16 protein-coding genes are annotated in these 18,325 nt (G+C 41.0%); 10 read left to right on the top strand and 6 right to left on the bottom strand.

Going from position 1 to position 18,325, the window contains the following annotated elements:
• From ACM0OS_RS23405 to ACM0OS_RS23385, 5 genes are all read left to right on the top strand, one after another.
• A partial coding sequence (locus ACM0OS_RS23405; RefSeq protein ID WP_414545577.1) for an HsdM family class I SAM-dependent methyltransferase occupies positions 1 to 1,725 on the top strand: 1,725 nt, incomplete at its 5' end.
• Positions 1,695 to 3,368, top strand: a complete 1,674-nt coding sequence (locus ACM0OS_RS23400) for a hypothetical protein (RefSeq protein WP_414545576.1) — start codon at positions 1,695 to 1,697, stop codon at positions 3,366 to 3,368. The genes ACM0OS_RS23405 and ACM0OS_RS23400, both read left to right, overlap by 31 nt.
• The gene (locus ACM0OS_RS23395) at positions 3,368 to 3,751 is read left to right on the top strand and encodes a type II toxin-antitoxin system VapC family toxin (protein ID WP_414545575.1); all 384 of its coding nucleotides are present in this window, start codon (positions 3,368 to 3,370) and stop codon (positions 3,749 to 3,751) included. Before ACM0OS_RS23400 ends, ACM0OS_RS23395 begins: the two co-directional genes overlap by 1 nt.
• A 152-nt stretch (positions 3,752 to 3,903) precedes the next feature.
• Positions 3,904 to 5,433 carry a C-3',4' desaturase CrtD gene (gene crtD, locus ACM0OS_RS23390; RefSeq protein WP_414545574.1) on the top strand — a complete coding sequence of 510 codons (1,530 nt, stop codon included), beginning with the start codon at positions 3,904 to 3,906 and terminating at the stop codon, positions 5,431 to 5,433.
• 155 nt (positions 5,434 to 5,588) lie between these two features.
• Entirely contained in the window at positions 5,589 to 5,957 is a 369-nt protein-coding gene (locus tag ACM0OS_RS23385) for a Dethiobiotin synthetase (RefSeq protein ID WP_414545573.1), read from the top strand.
• Between the two features lie 60 nt (positions 5,958 to 6,017).
• Here ACM0OS_RS23385 and ACM0OS_RS23380 read toward each other — a convergent pair whose 3' ends face one another.
• Entirely contained in the window at positions 6,018 to 6,629 is a 612-nt protein-coding gene (locus tag ACM0OS_RS23380; RefSeq protein ID WP_414545572.1) for a hypothetical protein, read from the bottom strand.
• Between the two features lie 470 nt (positions 6,630 to 7,099).
• Between ACM0OS_RS23380 and ACM0OS_RS23375 the strand changes: the two genes are divergently transcribed.
• From ACM0OS_RS23375 to ACM0OS_RS23355, 5 genes are all read left to right on the top strand, one after another.
• Positions 7,100 to 7,867, top strand: a complete 768-nt coding sequence (locus ACM0OS_RS23375) for a DUF2993 domain-containing protein (protein ID WP_414545571.1) — start codon at positions 7,100 to 7,102, stop codon at positions 7,865 to 7,867.
• Between the two features lie 51 nt (positions 7,868 to 7,918).
• Entirely contained in the window at positions 7,919 to 9,637 is a 1,719-nt protein-coding gene (gene crtO / locus ACM0OS_RS23370; protein ID WP_414545578.1) for a beta-carotene ketolase CrtO, read from the top strand.
• Between the two features lie 551 nt (positions 9,638 to 10,188).
• Complete coding sequence (locus ACM0OS_RS23365; protein ID WP_414545570.1) at positions 10,189 to 10,389, top strand: hypothetical protein; 201 nt, start codon at positions 10,189 to 10,191, stop codon at positions 10,387 to 10,389.
• 126 nt (positions 10,390 to 10,515) lie between these two features.
• On the top strand, positions 10,516 to 10,734 hold the full coding sequence (locus ACM0OS_RS23360) for a hypothetical protein (RefSeq protein WP_414545569.1): 219 nt from the start codon (positions 10,516 to 10,518) through the stop codon (positions 10,732 to 10,734).
• Positions 10,735 to 10,806: 72 nt separating this feature from the next.
• Positions 10,807 to 11,634 (top strand): carbohydrate ABC transporter permease, encoded by an 828-nt coding sequence (locus ACM0OS_RS23355; RefSeq protein ID WP_414545568.1) that lies wholly within the window; start codon positions 10,807 to 10,809, stop codon positions 11,632 to 11,634.
• Positions 11,635 to 11,685: 51 nt separating this feature from the next.
• Here the strand turns inward: ACM0OS_RS23355 and ACM0OS_RS23350 are convergent, their stop codons facing one another.
• From ACM0OS_RS23350 to ACM0OS_RS23330, 5 genes are all read right to left on the bottom strand, one after another.
• Positions 11,686 to 12,201: a Fur family transcriptional regulator gene (locus tag ACM0OS_RS23350; RefSeq protein WP_414545567.1), complete on the bottom strand. Its 516-nt coding sequence runs from the start codon at positions 12,199 to 12,201 to the stop codon at positions 11,686 to 11,688.
• 318 nt (positions 12,202 to 12,519) lie between these two features.
• A complete protein-coding gene (locus ACM0OS_RS23345) occupies positions 12,520 to 14,436 on the bottom strand; it encodes a fibronectin type III domain-containing protein (RefSeq protein WP_414545566.1) in 1,917 nt (638 codons plus the stop codon).
• A 129-nt stretch (positions 14,437 to 14,565) separates the two neighbouring features.
• Positions 14,566 to 15,969, bottom strand: a complete 1,404-nt coding sequence (locus ACM0OS_RS23340; protein ID WP_414545565.1) for a glycoside hydrolase 100 family protein — start codon at positions 15,967 to 15,969, stop codon at positions 14,566 to 14,568.
• Between the two features lie 96 nt (positions 15,970 to 16,065).
• The gene (locus tag ACM0OS_RS23335) at positions 16,066 to 17,355 is read right to left on the bottom strand and encodes a phospholipase D-like domain-containing protein (RefSeq protein WP_414545564.1); all 1,290 of its coding nucleotides are present in this window, start codon (positions 17,353 to 17,355) and stop codon (positions 16,066 to 16,068) included.
• Positions 17,356 to 17,456: 101 nt separating this feature from the next.
• Entirely contained in the window at positions 17,457 to 18,266 is an 810-nt protein-coding gene (locus tag ACM0OS_RS23330) for a glucose 1-dehydrogenase (RefSeq protein ID WP_414545563.1), read from the bottom strand.
• Positions 18,267 to 18,325: the final 59 nt, after the last annotated feature.

Below are 18,325 nucleotides of genomic sequence, written 5' to 3'. Positions count from 1 at the left end.
CTCAGTCAGACTCCTGGTATACAAGCGGTTCAAGACTTTTCTGCACCACTAAGGTCTTACATGGCATTTTGCGATAACTCAGAATGGGGAATGTGGACAAATGGCAAAAAAAAGGCTGTCTTTCGTCGTGTAAAAACTGAGGAAGGTGTTGTTTACGAAGAACCAAATGATATACCTGCAAAAGACGGCAATGTAGAAGAAGTTGATCGTCCTACTCGTGAATCTTTGAAAAATGCTGTTGGAGATAATTTACTGTTTTCTTTCAAAATTTGTCACGACCATATTTATGTGACTGATGGATTACAGAAACAGCCGGCTTTCTTTGAACTTTTAAAAGTTATTTTTTGTAAAATTCATGATGAACGCAATTTCCCTCATTCTTTAGAATTTTATGCAACAGCGAGTGAAAAAAACAGTAATGACGGTCGGCTAACTGTTGTTAATAGACTTAGTAAAATTTTTGATGCAGTTAAAAAGCAGTATCCAGCCATTTTTGATGCCAATGACCAACTAAAACTTCAGCCTCGTTCTTTAGCTTATATAGTTGGTGAACTCCAAAGATATAGCTTTTTAAGTACTAATATTGATGTAAAAGGTAAAGCCTACGAAGAATTGGTTGGAGCTAATTTAAGAGGCGATCGCGGCGAATTTTTTACACCTCGCAACGTCCAAAAAATGGCAGTCCAGATGCTTGAGCCAAAAGTTACTGATAGAATTCTTGACCCAGCTTGTGGGACGGGTGGCTTTTTGGTAATTGCCATGAATGAAGTTATCGAAAAGCTAACACAGCAAGCAGGAGTTACTGAACAATCTGATGTTTGGATGCGAGACGCTTTAAATTCTAGAATCAGGGAAACTGCTCAAGCAAACTTTTTTGGATTTGATATAAATCCAGACTTAGTAAAAGCTACAAAAATGAATATGGTGATGAATAATGATGGTGCTGGAAATATTTTTCGGCAAGATTCATTATTACATCCACATCAATGGGAGGATAACTTCCGTAAACAGTTTGCCAAAGCTCTTGATATCGATTCAAAAAGTTTACGCGGTTTCAAAGATTTAGCTTATTTTGATGTCATTGCCACAAATCCGCCTTTTGGCTCAAAGTTACCGATTAAAGACCGTGAAACTTTAAGCCAGTATCAGCTTGGTCATGTTTGGCGAGAAACCGAAACAGGTTGGGAACCAACTGATCAACTGCAAGGATCAGCACCTCCAGAAATTTTATTTATTGAACGATGCTGGCAATTTCTTAAACCTGGCGGACGTATGGGAATTGTTCTACCAGATGCAATTTTAGGTGCGCCTGGATTGTTATATGTGCGGTATTGGATGATTAAACATTGCCGCATTGTGGCATCAATTGACTTACATCCTGATACATTTCAACCACGCAACGGAACTCAAACCTCAGTTTTAATTCTTCAGAAAAAGACAGAAGAGGAAATTAACCGAGGAACCATGCCCGATTATGAAATTTTTATGGCACAGGTGAAGGCGATCGGTCATGATAAGAGAGGTAACACTGTTTACAGACGAAATGAAGAAGGTGAAGAGATATTAATGCCAGCCGACCCAGGGTCAATTCCTCTCATAGAGCGAACAGCAAGCGGCGAAGGCACGGTTAGACCTTTACCTCGTCAGAAAGTTGAAGACGATGATACGCCATTTGTGGCAGATGAGTTTCTTGTTTGGAAAAAACAGGTTGTTCTGGGATGGTAAAATATGATTTTCAACCGGAATATACGCCAATATCTTCGCCTCCTGATGAGTCTGAAAAACTGTCAACTACCATTAGGCTGAGTGAGATATTTGATGCAGGCGTTCGTTTAGAAGCATCTGCTTTTAGTATTGAAGCTCATAACGCGGTTACAGCTTTGGAAAACAGTGGTTTACAACTCATGCCGCTTTATGGCGAATCTGGACTTTGCCAAGAAGCTCATAATGCTTTTCGCTTTAAGCGAATTTATGTGAGTTCTGAACACGGTGTACCGTTTCTTTCTAGTTCAGAAATTATTAGCTTAAAGCCTAGAATTGAAAATTATTTAAGTCGTAAACACACCAAGAAATTAGACAAGCTGCTAATTCAAAAATGGGATGTTTTAATTTCTTGCTCTGGAACTATAGGTAATATTAGCCTGGCAAGTGAAACATTTGTTGATAAAGCACTTTCCCAAGACGCTATTCGTCTTCGTGCTATTGATGCTGATACAGCAGGTTATGTTACCGCTTTTCTCCGTAGTCAATATGGTCGTCCACAACTGACTCAAGCAACTTATGGTTCAGTAATTGTCCATATTGAGCCAGAACACTTAAAAAGAGTCTTAATTCCCGATTTACCACCAATTCGGCGAATAGCAATTGGTCGGTTAATGTGTAAAGCCGGTGAACAGCGAGATGAAGCAAATCAGCTTTTAGATGAGGCAGATCGGTTACTGCATGAACGGTTAAACTTGCCTTATCTAAATACTATTGCGCCGACAGGTAAAAAGACATCTATTGCCAAAATAAAAGCTTCTCAACTTCTGGGACGCTTAGAAGGTAGTTTTCATGATCCGGTTGCTCTTGCTGCTGAAAACCAGTTAAATAAACTATCTTGTGAAATTACCACTGTAGGAGATTCACGAGTTACAAAAGAAGTTAGACCAATTACAAAATTCCGCAAGCGAACATACGTTCAAAAAGGCGGAATTCCTTTACTCAGTAGTAAGCAGCTTTTCCAAGTTGATCCAGTTGATGTAAAAAAACTAGCTAAAGGCGCACACACAAAGGATTTACCTGAAATTCAACTGCAAGAAAATATGATTGCTGTAACTCGTTCTGGGACAATTGGACGAGTACAAATCTTTCCTGCGTATATGGCACAATGGACAGCGAGTGAAGATGCAACAAGAATTCTAGCTTCAGCGAGTATGAATCCAGGATATCTTTATACTTGGTTAGCATCTGATTACGGTTACTGCTTAATTACTCGACATTCTTATGGTTCAGTTGTTGTCCATATTGACTTAGAAATGCTTGCTTCTGTTCCTATTCCGCTACCAAAACCAAGTATTATTAATGAAATTGGCAACTTAGTTCTCAAAGCAAATCAATTGCGGGATGAGGCTTGGCGTAATGAACAAGAAGCCATAAATAAACTTGAAAACCTAATTGCTAAAAAACAAACTCCTCAACTTGAAATTGATACGGTTCAAGCACCATCACCATCAGACAAATTTTCTTTTGATCCCGATGCTCCCCCTATTTGGGAATTGGTAGCTGAAATTTCTGCTCAAGTCCCTGATGAAGAATGGAAAAAACTACCCACTGACTTAGCTAGGAGATTTGATTATTACCAAAAACAAAGACAAGGACAAGATTGATGCGGGTTGTGTTTGCAGATACAGGGTACTGGGTAGCGTTGCTTAATCCTCATGATGATTTACATAATAAAGCTGTAAAACTTTCACAAGCTGTACAGCCTGCTCATATTGTTACAACTGAGATGGTATTAACTGAAGTCCTGAACGATTTTTCATCTCGTGGTAAGTTTTTTCGTGAAGCTGCTGTCAATTTCATTAGAAAACTCTACCAACATCCAAACACGACCATCATTCCGCAAACAAGTGTTCAATTTCAGGCTGCATTGACTGTTTATGAGCAAAGGTTAGACAAGGAGTGGAGTCAAACTGATTGCGTTTCCTTCAAAATTATGGAGGAGGAAGTGATTTATGAGGCTCTTGCTTATGACAAACATTTCCAGTAAGCAGGTTACACAGCTTTGATGCGGAATTGTCAGGTGTGAGAGAAATTAGATAATCAGCGAAACTCAAAACCAGTTACCGATACTAGCTTTTCACAGTCATTACCCTATAAAATTATGAGTAGTAATATTAAGAATTATAAAGAAAATTATCAATGTCCAATATTTCTACTCCCAAAACCAAATCCCGTGTTGCGGTCATTGGTGCAGGAATCGGTGGATTGACGGCTGCGGCGTTGTTAGCCCATCGGGGTTACAGCGTTTTAGTTCTTGACCAAGCCTTAGTTCCCGGTGGTTGCGCTTCCACATTTAAACGTCGCGGATTTACCTTTGATGTCGGTGCAACTCAGGTAGCAGGATTAGAACCAGGGGGGATTCATCACCGCATATTCTCAGAATTAGCCATAGATTTACCTGAAGCCACACCTTGTGACCCGGCTTGTGCAGTGTATTTACCTGGGGAAACTACACCGATTAATGTTTGGCGTGATCCCAATAAATGGCGAGAGGAACGCCAACGCCAATTTCCCGGTAGTGAACCGTTTTGGCAAATGATGGCGGTGTTATTTGAGGCTAGTTGGCAATTCCAAGGACGTGATCCGGTGCTACCACCGCGTAATTTATGGGATTTGTGGCAGTTAACTCAGGCTGTGCGCCCCAGTACATTAATTACTGTACCTTACACCTTATTTACAGTTGGCGATGCTTTAAAATTTTACGGACTAGGTAATGATTATCGCCTGAGGACGTTTTTAGATTTGCAATTAAAGCTGTATTCCCAAGTTAACGCCGAAGAAACAGCATTACTTTACGCTGCAACGGCGTTGAGTGTCTCACAATTACCCCAAGGATTATTTCACCTCCAAGGTAGTATGCAAGTACTAAGCGATCGCCTAGTTGCATCCTTAGAAAGAGATGGCGGTAAGTTATTCATGCGCCACACTGTAGAACAGATCAAAGTAGAAAAAAACAAAGCCCATGCTGTGGTTATCAGAAATCAGCAAACAGGGGAAGTCTCGACAGAAGTTGTAGATCATATAGTTGCTAACGTCACAGTGCAGAACTTAGTGCAACTATTGGGTGAAAAAGCACCATCCGGGTATAAAAATCGTGTAAAAAAATTACCCCAAGCGTCGGGTGCATTTGTAGTGTATTTAGGTGTAGATGCCAGCGCCATACCATTGGATTGTCCTCCCCACCTACAATTTATGTATGATGCCAATGGCCCCATAGGCGAGAATAATTCTTTATTTGTTTCCGTCAGTCATCCGGGAGATGGACGCGCACCAGAGGGGAAGGCGACAATTATTGCTTCAACCTTTGTCGATCCTGCACCGTGGTGGTCTACCGAGAATTATCAAGGACTCAAACAGAAGTATACAGAAGATGCGATCGCTCGTCTTTCGCAATATTTTTATTTAAAACCAGAAACCATCATTCATCTAGAAGCCGCCACACCCCGTAGCTTTGCTCATTACACAGCCCGCGATCGCGGTATCGTCGGCGGTATAGGTCAAAGAATACCCACCTTTGGCCCCTTTGGCTTTGCCAATCGTACACCCATCAAGCATTTGTGGTTAGTGGGTGACTCTACCCATCCAGGAGAAGGTACCGCTGGAGTAAGTTACTCAGCATTAACAGTTTTCAGACAAATAGAAGCAGAATCTTCGCACATATATAAATGAGGCACATTCTTCTAGCCCCTAGCCTCTAGCCTCTAGCCTTTAACCTCTAGCCCCTAGCCTCTAACCCCTAACCGAAAAACACTGTAAGTGACATCCTCATAGTAATTTGGATGTAGGTACTCTTGCTGTGCTATCAACTAAGATAAGCTGGATAAATGAATTACGAAACAGCTCGCAAACTCCTCGTAGCCCAGACATTAACAACTGAGGAAAACCCAGATGCTTTATTAATGCGAATGAAACTGGGAAAACCACCAGTACCCGGTCAGATAACTTCGATTTTGTTAGCTTTGAAGGTGGTGTTTGAATCTATAAAAGATGCACCTAATCTCGACCGAGAATTAGCTTTTGCTCTTTATCAGCTAGGTGTCAAGGCGCAACAGATATTTGTTGCTGGGCGCAAAGCAGGAGTTGATTGGCCGCCTCTATTGAAGGAAGATTTACTCAGAATTTCTTTAGCTACTGAAAGCATCTTTTCTGGTGTTTGGCAAACCCCTTCTCCTATGGGATTAGGAGGATTATAAAATGACTTGGCGACTTGCCGCAGGCTGGGTTCAGCCGAACCCACAGCAAACGCCAACTATTTAACGAGTTCGCAATTCAGATTCCAACTTATCAAGGTCAGCTTTGAGTAAAACCGTCATCTGACCTGTGAAAGCTTTACCTCCTTGGGGTTGGGCAATTTCCAGCCAATAGGCATAGCGATCGCCTACACGTAATTCTCCTCGTAAAGCTTCCCTGATAGGCGTTCTAGCCATACGAGCCGAGTTAATCGCACTCTGGTTAGGATATTCGTATACTATTTGAGCGCGATTAAAGTCTTGATAGATATCCAAGCCATAAATTACCCGCAGAGATTCCTGGAGACGCTGAAAAGTCATACCGTTAATGGCATCATACATGGTCAAGCGTTCATTGCGAATCCGGCTCCGGTCTTGAGTTAATGCCACCCTACCCGGAGGTAACACAGATGCTTGAAAAGTGAATCTTTGAGCAGCCGTATCACTTTTTTGGATAAACAATTTCTCGCCAGGTCTAGGACGGAGTGTAGGATGTGCTTTAATCCAGGTAGTTACTTCTTCTGTACTATAGCCTGGTAACGCCTCAGCTTTAGAGTCAAACAATATTCCCACCCACAGCCAGGGAACTAGAGAAAAAGGCAAAATCAAACGATTAAATAGAGATTTTTTGAGCATTTTCCTATTGGGGAGTTACATGGAAATTTCCCCATTCGGGGGTAATCATAGTTTTCCCGTTTTCCCGGAAGATTATTTCATCAGGTGACAAGCACTTTGTAACTATTAATGTGTATAAAAAATTCTTAAATATTTATGTATATACCGCAATTACCCTTACATAAAAGACTGGAAAATACGATTTTGTGGATTTTTTCGGTAATTAAACAAAATATACCAACGTCAAATTTAGGATTTTCGTAACAACGTATTTTTACTTATAACAAACATTTATTTTGCTCGATCTCATGAAAAACTAATGTTTGTAGCCTGCTAATCACACCTTGGTTTGTGAAACCACGTTCTTTTAGGGTGTAAATGCTGATTTTATTTTGAATCTACTCATATTTGCATATATCTTCCTGTAGATACACTCAAGAGTGTCCAGCGTTTAAATTAACCAGTAATAGGATGCAGTAAATTAATAATTCATGAGTGACGAACAAAGCTTAGAAGAACAGTTACTATCGCAAGAAGCTAAACGCAGGCTATCTCAAAAACTAGATGGATCTGAAAAAATTGATGTAGATATACAAACTGATATCTTGCAAATCGTTCAGGGACAAGCTGATGGGGTTTCCCTTGCCGGAAAAGGACTGGTAATCCAACCAAATATTCGCGTGCAAGAAATACAACTGGAAACAGATAGTATTGCTATTAATCCCTTAAGTGCTATTTTTGGTCAAATTGAACTAAATGAACCAGTCAATGCCATTGCTCGGATTGTACTCACAACAGCGGATATTAACCGTGCCTTGACTTCAGAATATACGCGCAGCTTGGCACAAAATTTTAAGTTAGATATGGATGGCGAAATTATCAGTTTCGACCCGCAACACATTGAATTATTTTTACCTGGAAACGGCAGAATAGGATTGAATGCAAAACTATTAATAAAATTCCCAACAAATACTCGCCTCTTAGGTGCAACAGTAATTCTTCACCCCAGGACTAATTCTCAACCTATAATGCTAGAAAGTGTCACCTGCACTGAAGGCAAAGGGATTTCTGTAGAACTAATTTTAGCATTCATCCAAAAAATCCAAGAACTAGAAAATTTACCGTATTTCAAGTGGGAAGATATAGCATTTAGAATCATTGATATGCAAGTTATAGACGCAAGTGTGATACTTTTAATAGAAGCTAACGTCAAGCAAATATCGGAATCACAGATTGAAATTATCAATAATATTAAATAACTGGTAAAGCTTATAATAATATTAATTTCACCCTTACAATAGTATTAAATAATCTATTTATTAGAAATTAAAAACATGCAAGAGTACGATGTTGTCATTATTGGAGCAGGACATAACGGTTTAGTTTGCGCCGCTTATTTGCTAAAAGCTGGGTATAGTGTCCTGTTATTAGAAAAACGTTCAGTTCCCGGAGGTGCTGCCACTACTGAAGAATGCTTACCAGAAACTGCACCAGGATTTAAATTTAATTTGTGTGCCATTGATCACGAATTTATTCATTTAGGGCCAGTTGTTGAAGAATTAGAACTGGAAAAATACGGTTTAGAATACTTGTACTGTGACCCAGTTGTTTTTTGTCCTCATCCTGACGGCAAATATTTCTTAGCACATCAATCACTGGAAAAAACTTGTGCAGAAATTGCCCGTTACAGTGAAAGAGATGCTAAAAAATATGCAGAATTTACAGACTATTGGCAACGAGCTTTGGGTGCGATGATTCCCATGTTTAATGCACCACCAAAGTCAATTATAGATATTTTTGGCAATTATGATGTTAAAAAACTGAAAGATTTATACTCAGTCATTGGTTCACCGAATAAAACCCTCGACTTTGTGCGTAATATGCTGACCAGCTCTGAAGATTTACTGAACGAGTGGTTCGATTCAGAATTTCTCAAAGCACCACTAGCAAGGCTAGCAGCAGAACTCGGTGCGCCACCGTCGCAAAAAACCATCGCCATTGGTGCAATTATGATGGCCATGCGTCATAACCCTGGTATGGCCAGACCCCGCGGTGGAACTGGCGCACTGGTACAAGCCTTAGTGAATTTGGTCACAAGTAAAGGTGGCGTAATTCTCACAGATCAGCATGTAGAAAAGGTCTTAATTGATGATGGCAAAGCAGCAGGTGTAAGAGTGGCTGGTGGTCACGAATATCGTGCTAAATACGGTGTAATTTCTAATATCGATGCCAAGCGGTTATTTTTGCAAATGACTGATAAAAGTGATGTCGATGCAGCAGACCCAGATTTATGGGAAAGATTAGAACGCCGCATTGTTAATAATAATGAAACTATTCTCAAGATAGATTTAGCATTAGATGAACCGCTGCATTTTCCACACCACGAACACAAAGATGAATATCTTACTGGGTCTATCTTGATTGCCGATTCTGTTCTTCACGTTGAACAGGCCCATAGTAAATGTACTTTGGGTGAAATTCCCGATTCAGACCCATCAATGTATGTGGTCATACCTAGCGCCCTTGATCCAAGTTTAGCCCCCCCAGGAAAACATACTGTATGGATTGAGTTTTTTGCTCCTTATCAAATAGCGGGTGCAGAAGGCACAGGTTTAAAAGGTACGGGTTGGACAGATGAATTAAAAAACAAAGTTGCAGACAGGGTGATTGATAAATTAGCAGATTACTCCCCGAATGTAAAAACAGCAACTATTGCCCGTCGTGTAGAAAGTCCCGCCGAATTGGGAGAAAGATTAGGCGCATACAAAGGAAACTATTACCACGTTGATATGACATTAGATCAAATGGTATTTTTCCGTCCTTTACCAGAACTAGCTAATTACAAAACACCAATTGAAAATCTATTTTTGACTGGTGCGGGGACACATCCAGGCGGTTCGATTTCCGGAATGCCAGGACGCAATTGTGCGCGGGTATTTTTACAGGCAAAACATCCCATTGCTCAAGGTTTCAAGGATGCAAGGGATTCCCTTAAATCAACTGTCGAGTCAGTATTTGGAATTAGTTAATTTAACTAAATACAGCATATTTGGTGTCGATGAGTTACATAATGGCAGGCAAGACTTCGGCGTGAGCGCTCAGTCGATAGCTTGCGTGGCGTAGCCATATGCTGCCTACCCTACAATATGTAAGTCTGTACTTCATTTATTTGCAAAACGCTGTATATAAGGCTCATATTTGATTTTTGTGAGAATCCCACTTTTGCACAAACATTTTTATCCGACACCCTTGCTACGAAGCGGTCTATTATGACCACGGTTGGGTTGACGCAAGGAAACTCAACACCAATATCCCTGTTGAGTTTCTCAGATCAATGTTGGGTTGCGCTGCGCTTAACCCAACCTACAATTTTTTTGCATCATTTTATACTGAACTGAGATTTTTCTTAAATCAAACCGGATTAATCTATATCCAAAGTAATAAAATTATTTAATAAAAAATATTACTTAAGATAGAAAGAAAACATAGTCCAAGTGTGAGGTTTTTCTTGATTAGCTTATAGAGAATGAAAACATACAAATAATTATGTATATATTTACCAATTTGTTTTGATAATGCCATGATATTCACCATTGGTGACTACGTACTAAATCAACAAACAGGGCATTTAGGCAAAGTTATTGGTTACGGACATAAAGTTATTAACAATATACAGATTGTAACTTTGAAAGTTTTAGTAGCCGAAAGTGCAAACTCTGAAAAAAGAGAATTTATAGTAGAAGATAAAATTTCAGCCTGGAATCGCTGGTCTGTCGTTTAAATCTTGCCATATATATTAAAAATATAGGGATTTTTAGGTAATTTATATTAATTGTTAATTTCTGATTTTTTACATATATCAGCTAATTATTAACCATTTGATAACCAATTTATTTTAAATATTTTTATGGTTCAAGATATCATTTTTTGTCTACAAGAAGCAGCTTTAAATTTGATACTTAAAAAGTATTATACTCCCCGTGAACCTGCTGAATGTTTCATCAATCCTCCCTGTGGCTGTGCCAATCCAGGGAAAGAAATGAAGTGTGAAGACTGTCCTTATCTGGAAGGTTGCTTGTCTAATTTTAAGGTCAGTCAACCCCGGCATTTAAAAAATTGCCGTTAACTCCACACCGATTGCAGCTACAGGGTTTATCATTACCTTACCAGTCCTAGCTCAGAAAAAGATTTAACGAAAATGCGAAATTCCCGGCTAAAAACTATCTTCATCTACGCCTTATTAGCTGCGATCGCCTTGTTGACATTGTTTCCTTTGCTGTGGCTCATCAGTACAGCCTTAAAATCGCCCACAGAAAATATTTTACAGTCACCGCCGCAGTTATTACCTAGTGAACCCACACTGAATAACTTTGTGCGGGTTTGGCAATCTCTACCTTTTGCCCAGTATTTATATAACAGTACCTTAGTAGCAATATTGACAGTAGGCTTAAATTTATTCTTTTGTGCTTTAGCGGCTTACCCCTTAGCCAGATTGTCATTTGTCGGACGAGACTCGATTTTTATGGCCATCGTCGCCACGATTATGATTCCGTTTCAAATCGTGATGATTCCCTTGTATATTTTGACAGTCCAGCTAGGGTTGCGAAACACTTATCTTGGTATCATTTTTCCCAGTTTAGCCTCTGCTTTCGGCATCTTTTTACTGCGGCAAGCTTTTATGGGTGTACCCAAAGAATTAGAAGAAGCCGCCCGCATGGATGGTAGTTCTGAGTTAGGTTTATGGTGGTTTGTGATGATACCAGCAATTCGCCCGGCATTGGTAACCTTAGCTATTTTCGTCTTCATTGGTGCTTGGAGTGACTTTCTTTGGCCTTTAATTGTCATCCAAGATGAAAGCTTATATACCCTACCTTTGGGAGTAGCAAAATTAGCAGGTACATTTTCTCTCGATTGGCGTTTAGTAGCGGCTGGCTCGATAATTTCTATTGCCCCAGTACTGTTATTATTTTTATTTTTACAGCGCTACATTGTCCCCACAGAAACTGGTAGTGGTGTTAAAGGGTAGCTTTTAGCAATAGCCAACCCAGGAAGACTACACCAAAACAGTCCCTAGTCCTCATTCATCTGTCTGTGAGGATTGATTGGCACGAATTGCCCCAGAACATTGCCAATCACTAGGCATAATTGCCGGCCATCCCCGGCGTACCGCCTCCGGACAGATAGTATAAATTGTTAATTGACAGTCGATTAATTCCAACCCCGATTTTTCTACCTGTTTTGATGCTTGCTTGAGGATGGAATTGTTTTCAAATTCAATGGTCATATTACATTGGGCGCAAACCATATGATGGTGGTGGTGAGGAGAAGCCGTATTTAATTCGTAGTGCTTATGTATTTCTGCTAACTCTAACTCTCTGAGAATACCCATACGTGTCATTAACTTGAGAGTGCGATAAATGGTAGATAAACTAATATTCTCGCCACGCTTATTCAGCAAATCGAAGACATCTTCCGCACTCAAATGTTTACCCCGAGAGAGATTCTGAAACACTTGCAAAATGATTTCCCTCTGTGGAGTTAGTCTCCATCCTTTGGCATTTAGTTCTGCTTTTAATGAAGTCGTAGTATACATAGTCGCAATTAGTCTTTAACTATCAGTGCTTATTGAGAATAATAGTCTTTATTTGGATATTTTTTCAATAAGCGTAGATCATTTTGGATATGAAATTTACGATTTTTGAGGGAAAATTCCTTTGGGAATCTGGGTTCTGTAATTTCTCTGTGATCTTCAGTGTTGGCAAAAATTGTATAAGTTTATATGGAAATAAAAGCGAATGCCACTGCGGTATTAGGGAAAATTCCTCAGAACACAGTGGCATTAATAAAATGTAGGTTCGATGAACCTAACCTTTCCCTTGTAAGGTTGGGGTAAAAAATTTATCAAACTGGTTTAAACAACAGGCTTTGTTTTACTGCTTTTGGCAAATTTGATGGCGGCTGTACAAAATCCCCATGCCAACAACCCAAGAATAGATCTGTGTTCTGGAACTGGTTTGACGATTTGCCCATCGAAACCAGCTAGTAGGGTGATCTCATCACCATAAACACGGCGCTCGGTACGTACCAGATTGTAGTTTGAATCGAGGATGGGAAAACTATATACTGGCGACAGTGTAATCTTGGCGTAACCGCTTTCCCCTTCACCAACTCGTTCCACATTTACTTCCAGATGACCATAGTGTTTGCCGCCATCGACTAATTGCAAAGCACCTGCCATTTCCTGCCAAAATTCACCTGCGTTTTGGTCCGCAGTCCATTGGCTGAAACTGTTGTATTTCAGCAGGGGGTCACTCAAGCTGGAACCATCGCGTTTTTCACCACGTAAGCCGTCACCGGAGACACCGACATCATAGTAATACACACCAATGCCGTCGCCGTTTTCATCCACGAAGCTACGCTCAAACATTTCGCTATGCCCAGATAATACAGCTAAAACACCGTATTGCTCGAACATACTCTGATATTGGCGCATGGGTGTACCACCTTGACCCGTGGATAATTCATGGTTCATTGGTTGTCCATGTTCACCACTGCTGTAGGGTGCGTGATGAAACTGTACGAAGATGATTTGACCTTGATTCCGGGCATCTTCTAATTGTGTTTCTGCCCAGTTCCATTGCGGACTACCGGGGTTAAAGTCGGCCAGATCAGTGCCGCCAGCCGCCTCATACTGTTCGCGGGTGTAGTTTTCTTGGGTATCGGTACCAGGGCCAGTGTAATCGCGCCCGCTGATTTTGGGTGGTTGTTCTTCACCACCATAGTTACTCCGGCGATCGCTTGGTTCACCGTTAGAACTGTCTAGGGTGATGATGGTAATGGGGCCATAGTCGATGCGATAGTAGTTGTCTTGATGTTCTGGTGTCCCGTTGTCAGGGGCATCAAAATATACATGATACTTGTCACGGCCAAACTTCGGGCCAAAACGCCCATCAGGGTCAGTGCCATAACCGCCATTGAGTGCGCCAAAATTTTCCCAATTACCCAAGGCGGGAAGTAATGGATAGCGGGAAAGTCCACTGTCAAATTCGCCGGCATTGTGGCGAAAAAATTCATCCCAACCAGGTTGATAGCCACCGCCTTGGACTAAATCGCCGGGCATAACTAAAAAGTCTGGTTGACGGCTGTTGACTATTTCTAAGTTGTGTTTGTAACCTTCGGTTTCTGTCAACGCATAACGTAGGGTTTGTGACCCACCACTACCTGCTGTACCGAAGGTGTTAGCCCATTGACTATCGCTCAGTTCTGGGCGCATGGCCGAGTTATCTGCTAAAGCGCCCGGTTGCCATTCACGGTAGGTAGAGCGTCCAGCCGGCTCGGTTTCGCTGTCGGCCATGGCCATAAAACGGATGCTAGTCCAGTCGTCTTTACTGGGAGCAGTTTTAAAGTTGGAATTAAAAACGCTTGACCCTTGGGTGACTGTATATTCGTAAGTTGTTCCCGCCTGTAGTCCCCGCACATCCACAGTATGTTTATAGTTGTTGTCACTCAGTAACCAAGAGCCTGGGGTGAGTCCAGAAATATTTTGGTTTTTCTCGGCAGTGGTGTAGGCAAGTTCTGGCTGCAAATTAGGGACACTGGTAAATATCAGGGGATTGTTTAGATCAGTCCCTGTGATGGTGAGGGTACCAGCCGTCTCTTGTTCCGTAAACCAAGTAAAAGACATGCCATCTGTGGATGGTCGCTGTAGGTAGGGATTAACGCGAAAAGTCCCCGCCGTGGATGGCGAGGCGATCGCAGCAATTAATCCAGCCGCAAGTGTGAAGGCGATGGCAACTTGTGTAAACTGAGTCTTTTGTGGACTGTGCATTGGTCTAACTCCGATTGATTCCTGGTGGTGCAGCTGGGTACTGACAGTTATTTACTGCTTACAGTACGATTATGAAGACCAGGTTAAATGCACAATACTTCCAGTTTAAGAGTTGAATCAGCCGACAATCTACAGCCGACAACCTGGACTATCACTAATTTCATCAAAAGTGATCAGTTTTAAATGATCAGGATGATCAATAAACTGTTTTGCTGCTATCAATCCCGCAATACTCCAAGTTTGATAAAGTCGTGCTTCTTTGCCAATGAGACGGCCATTTTTCCCATCGTAATATTCTGGGTATTTATCCTGAATCAACCGCTGTTTAGCCACAGCGATCGCTTGTTGAGCTAGTTCTACTCGACCTGTTTTTTCGGCGGCGGCGGCAAATAACCATAGCAGGACGGGCCAGTTACCGCCGTTGTGATATGACCAAGCTCTATTTTTCGGGTCACATCCGGTAATCATGCGCCACTCTTCACCTTCTAAGGCGGGATAGCAGATTTTCACTGGCATTTGACCGATTAAATCTTCCCAGCGATGAGCAAATAAATTCATGATGCTTTGAGATTCTGCTTCGCTGGCTAACGAAGACAAAATAGCCATGAGATTTCCCAGAGCAAAAAAACGAAAGTCCATGCGTCCTGGGCCCAAATTACCTGCTAAATATCCGCCATTTTCTGGTAACCATTCGGTTAACCAGTGGGGAATAGCTTCTGCGTAAATATTGAATTTGTTGGCGACTTCTTTGCCAAATTCTTCGCCTTTATAGCGATAAATTTCGCTTAATCGCTGAAAGTCTATCCAGTAATAATTGCGGACGTGATACTTTAAAGCACCCAAGCGGCTATTCACCTTATTGATATATTCTTCGCCATTGCCTTCTGGGAGCAATAATTCTCTAGCGGCAATCATGGAGGCGTAAAATAATACTTGAATTTCTAGTGGATGTTCGTAGACTCCCATGCGCCGATCTATCATAAATGCGCCATCGGGAACCAACATGGTGGGGTACATGGAAAACCGATGCACCAAACAAAGATCCAAAATCAACTTAATTCCGGCTTGAAAGTCTGGTTGACGAGCCAGTTCTACATCACCTGTAGCTTTTTCGTAAGCCCGCAACAGAATTAGCCACCACATACAAGAATCAATGGGCGGGACACGAGCGATCGCATGTTCCCCAAAATCAGCAACTAAAACTTCTTCATCACCATCATGCACTACTTTAAAACTGGCAGGCATTAATCCTTCCCCTGGTTCAAAGCAGTCCATGTATTTCTCATGGCTTTGCATTTTTAGGGTTTCTACTAAAAAATTGCGGACAATTTCTGGTTTTCCTTCCATGAGAAACACCAAAGCCGAAGACACAAAATCCCGGAAGAAGCATTGGTCATAGTTTAGTGCGTCTAATTCTGGATCATGGGCTGCTACAGTGCCAACGGGTTTTCCTTGGTAATAGAATATGGATTCTTCTAGCAGTTTCCAGGCTTCTGGATCTAGTTGATAATATTTGTTGGTGGATGGAGCCATTGTTTAAGTATTCAGAATTTAACATCTAAGGTAGGAAGTGGGAAGTTGCGAATTAGTAAATTATATTTTTGAATGCATTTTTCATCATAAATACTGTCACAATAAAGGTTTAAATATTAATCCTAAACGCCCTTTAATTCGTTCGCTAACAGAACGATTTTTCCAGTGTAAATGAGTAATATAACGGCTATTTATCAGCGCATTTTCAAAAAAGCTATCAACTTTGTTGATGAGTTCCGGTATGTTAGTGGAAACGTTTAATTCATCATTATGAATATAACTGCGTGGATCAAAATTTGCGCTACCAGCACTCACCCAATGATTATCAATTAAAATGACTTTGGCATGATTCATACTAGGTTGATATTCGCAAATTTGCACTCCAACTTGTAGAAGCTTGTCATATAATTCGCGGGAGGCAAAATACGTTAGGGGTTTATCATTTTTTCTTCCCATTGTTAAAATACGCACATCTACGCCATTTTTTCTGGCTCTCATCAATATATTACGTGTATTAACATCGGGCAAAAAATAAGGGCTACTAATCCAAATCCGCTCTCTAGCTGCCAGAAGGCTGACTTGAAACAGCATCCTCATTGTTGATTCATTTAGCTGAGAAGTACTATCTTTAATATACAGAGTTGTTCCTGATTCTGGTTGTGGCTGAATTAGGTCTTGTCCCAAATCTACAGTTCCGCCAACATAAGCCCAATTCTGCATAAACTGGCCTTCCAGAATACTGGCAATTTCACCAGAATAACTAATTTCCATATCTAACCAGGGAGCGCCACGGGCTACGCTTCGCCTGAGTCCATCGCTAATATCAGGATCACCATCCCATTGATCAGAAACTCCTGCACCACCTAACATTGCTTGTTGACTGTCCAACAATAACAATTTGCGGTGGGTACGAGAATTATATTCTAGAGGCGATCGCCAATTAAATTTTCGGAAAAACTGGACTTGTACACCTGCTTTTCTTAATCTTTGCCAGTACTTATCTTTAATAGCTTTTGTGCCATAGTCATCTACTAAAATTTGTACTTTTACTCCTGCTTGGATACGTTCAATTAAAGCGGTAGCAAAATCATCAGCACGGCGACCAGGGGTCATGTAATATGTTTCAAAGCGAATCGTGCGTTTAGCATTACGAATTGCCTCAAGTCTAGCCGCATAAATATCATCTGGCCCCACCCAAAACCCGGTTAATTGTCCATTGGTGGTGACAGCATTAGTTAATCCGACTAATAACAAAGGAAACCGAGTATCTTCCACGCTGGGAACATTGATGATTTTATACTCAACGTCTTCTCGGAAAGATCCCCGCAGGTATAAAAGGACTAAAACGAACACCAGTAAAAAGATAATGCTACCGCCAATATACATAGAATTTTTATTTCTTTTCTGAGTTCCTTTTGTGTATTTCTGTGTAGTTGAAATTGACACAGTGTAGGCAGTTAAACATTGTCTCTGCTGAAAACTGTTACTTAAGCTGACCAATTTTCTCGGAAGTCAGCATACAAAGTCAATCCACCATCAACAAATAAAGTTTGACCAGTAATATAGGCGGCATCATCGGATGCTAAAAAAGCGACAGCTGCTGCCATTTCCTCGCTAGTGCCAGCACGATTCATGGGAATATGACTTTCTACACTAGCCTTTTTTTCTGGGTCATTGATCCAAGCATCATTGATTGGTGTAACTGTAGCACCAGGGGCTACACCATTTACGCGGATATTTTGTTTGGCGTATTCTAATGCTAGGGTTTTGGTGAGGTTTTCCATCCCGCCTTTGCTAATAGAATAGCTGAGATAACTTGGTCTGGGAATAATTTCGTGGACACTGGAGATATTGATGATTGTCCCTGGAATATTTTGGGATAGGAGGTGTTTAATAGTTTCACGGGCGCAAATAAAAGCACCCCGGAGATTAACATTCAGCACCTTATCGAAGTCTGCGGTAGTTACTTCATGAGATGGGCATTCTGTTTGAATCCCTGCATTGTTAATCAAAATATCTAAACTACCAAATGTATCAACTACATTGTTGACCATATCCACAATATCTGACTCTTGGGAGACATCGCCTTTTACCAACAGCGACTTGACACCACAATTATCTATATCTCCACAGGCCTTTTTCAAAGCCATTTCTTCAGTTTCTTCACCAGGTTCAGGGCTGCTACGGTAGTTAATAGCGATATTACAACCTTCTTGGGCCAACTTGATAGCGATCGCCTGGCCAATACCTGAGGTTGCACCTGTAATTAAAGCGTTTTTTCCTTTTAATCCTTTCATGATTCTTTATTAGAATGATTGGGGACTGGGATGAGGAGGTAGGGGGGTAGGGGGCAGGG

The sequence above is a fragment of the Nostoc sp. CCY0012 genome, assembly GCF_963920855.1.
Classification (GTDB): domain Bacteria; phylum Cyanobacteriota; class Cyanobacteriia; order Cyanobacteriales; family Nostocaceae; genus Cyanocohniella.
Note: the sequence above shows the minus strand (reverse complement) of the source record. Positions and strands in the feature narration are given on the sequence as shown.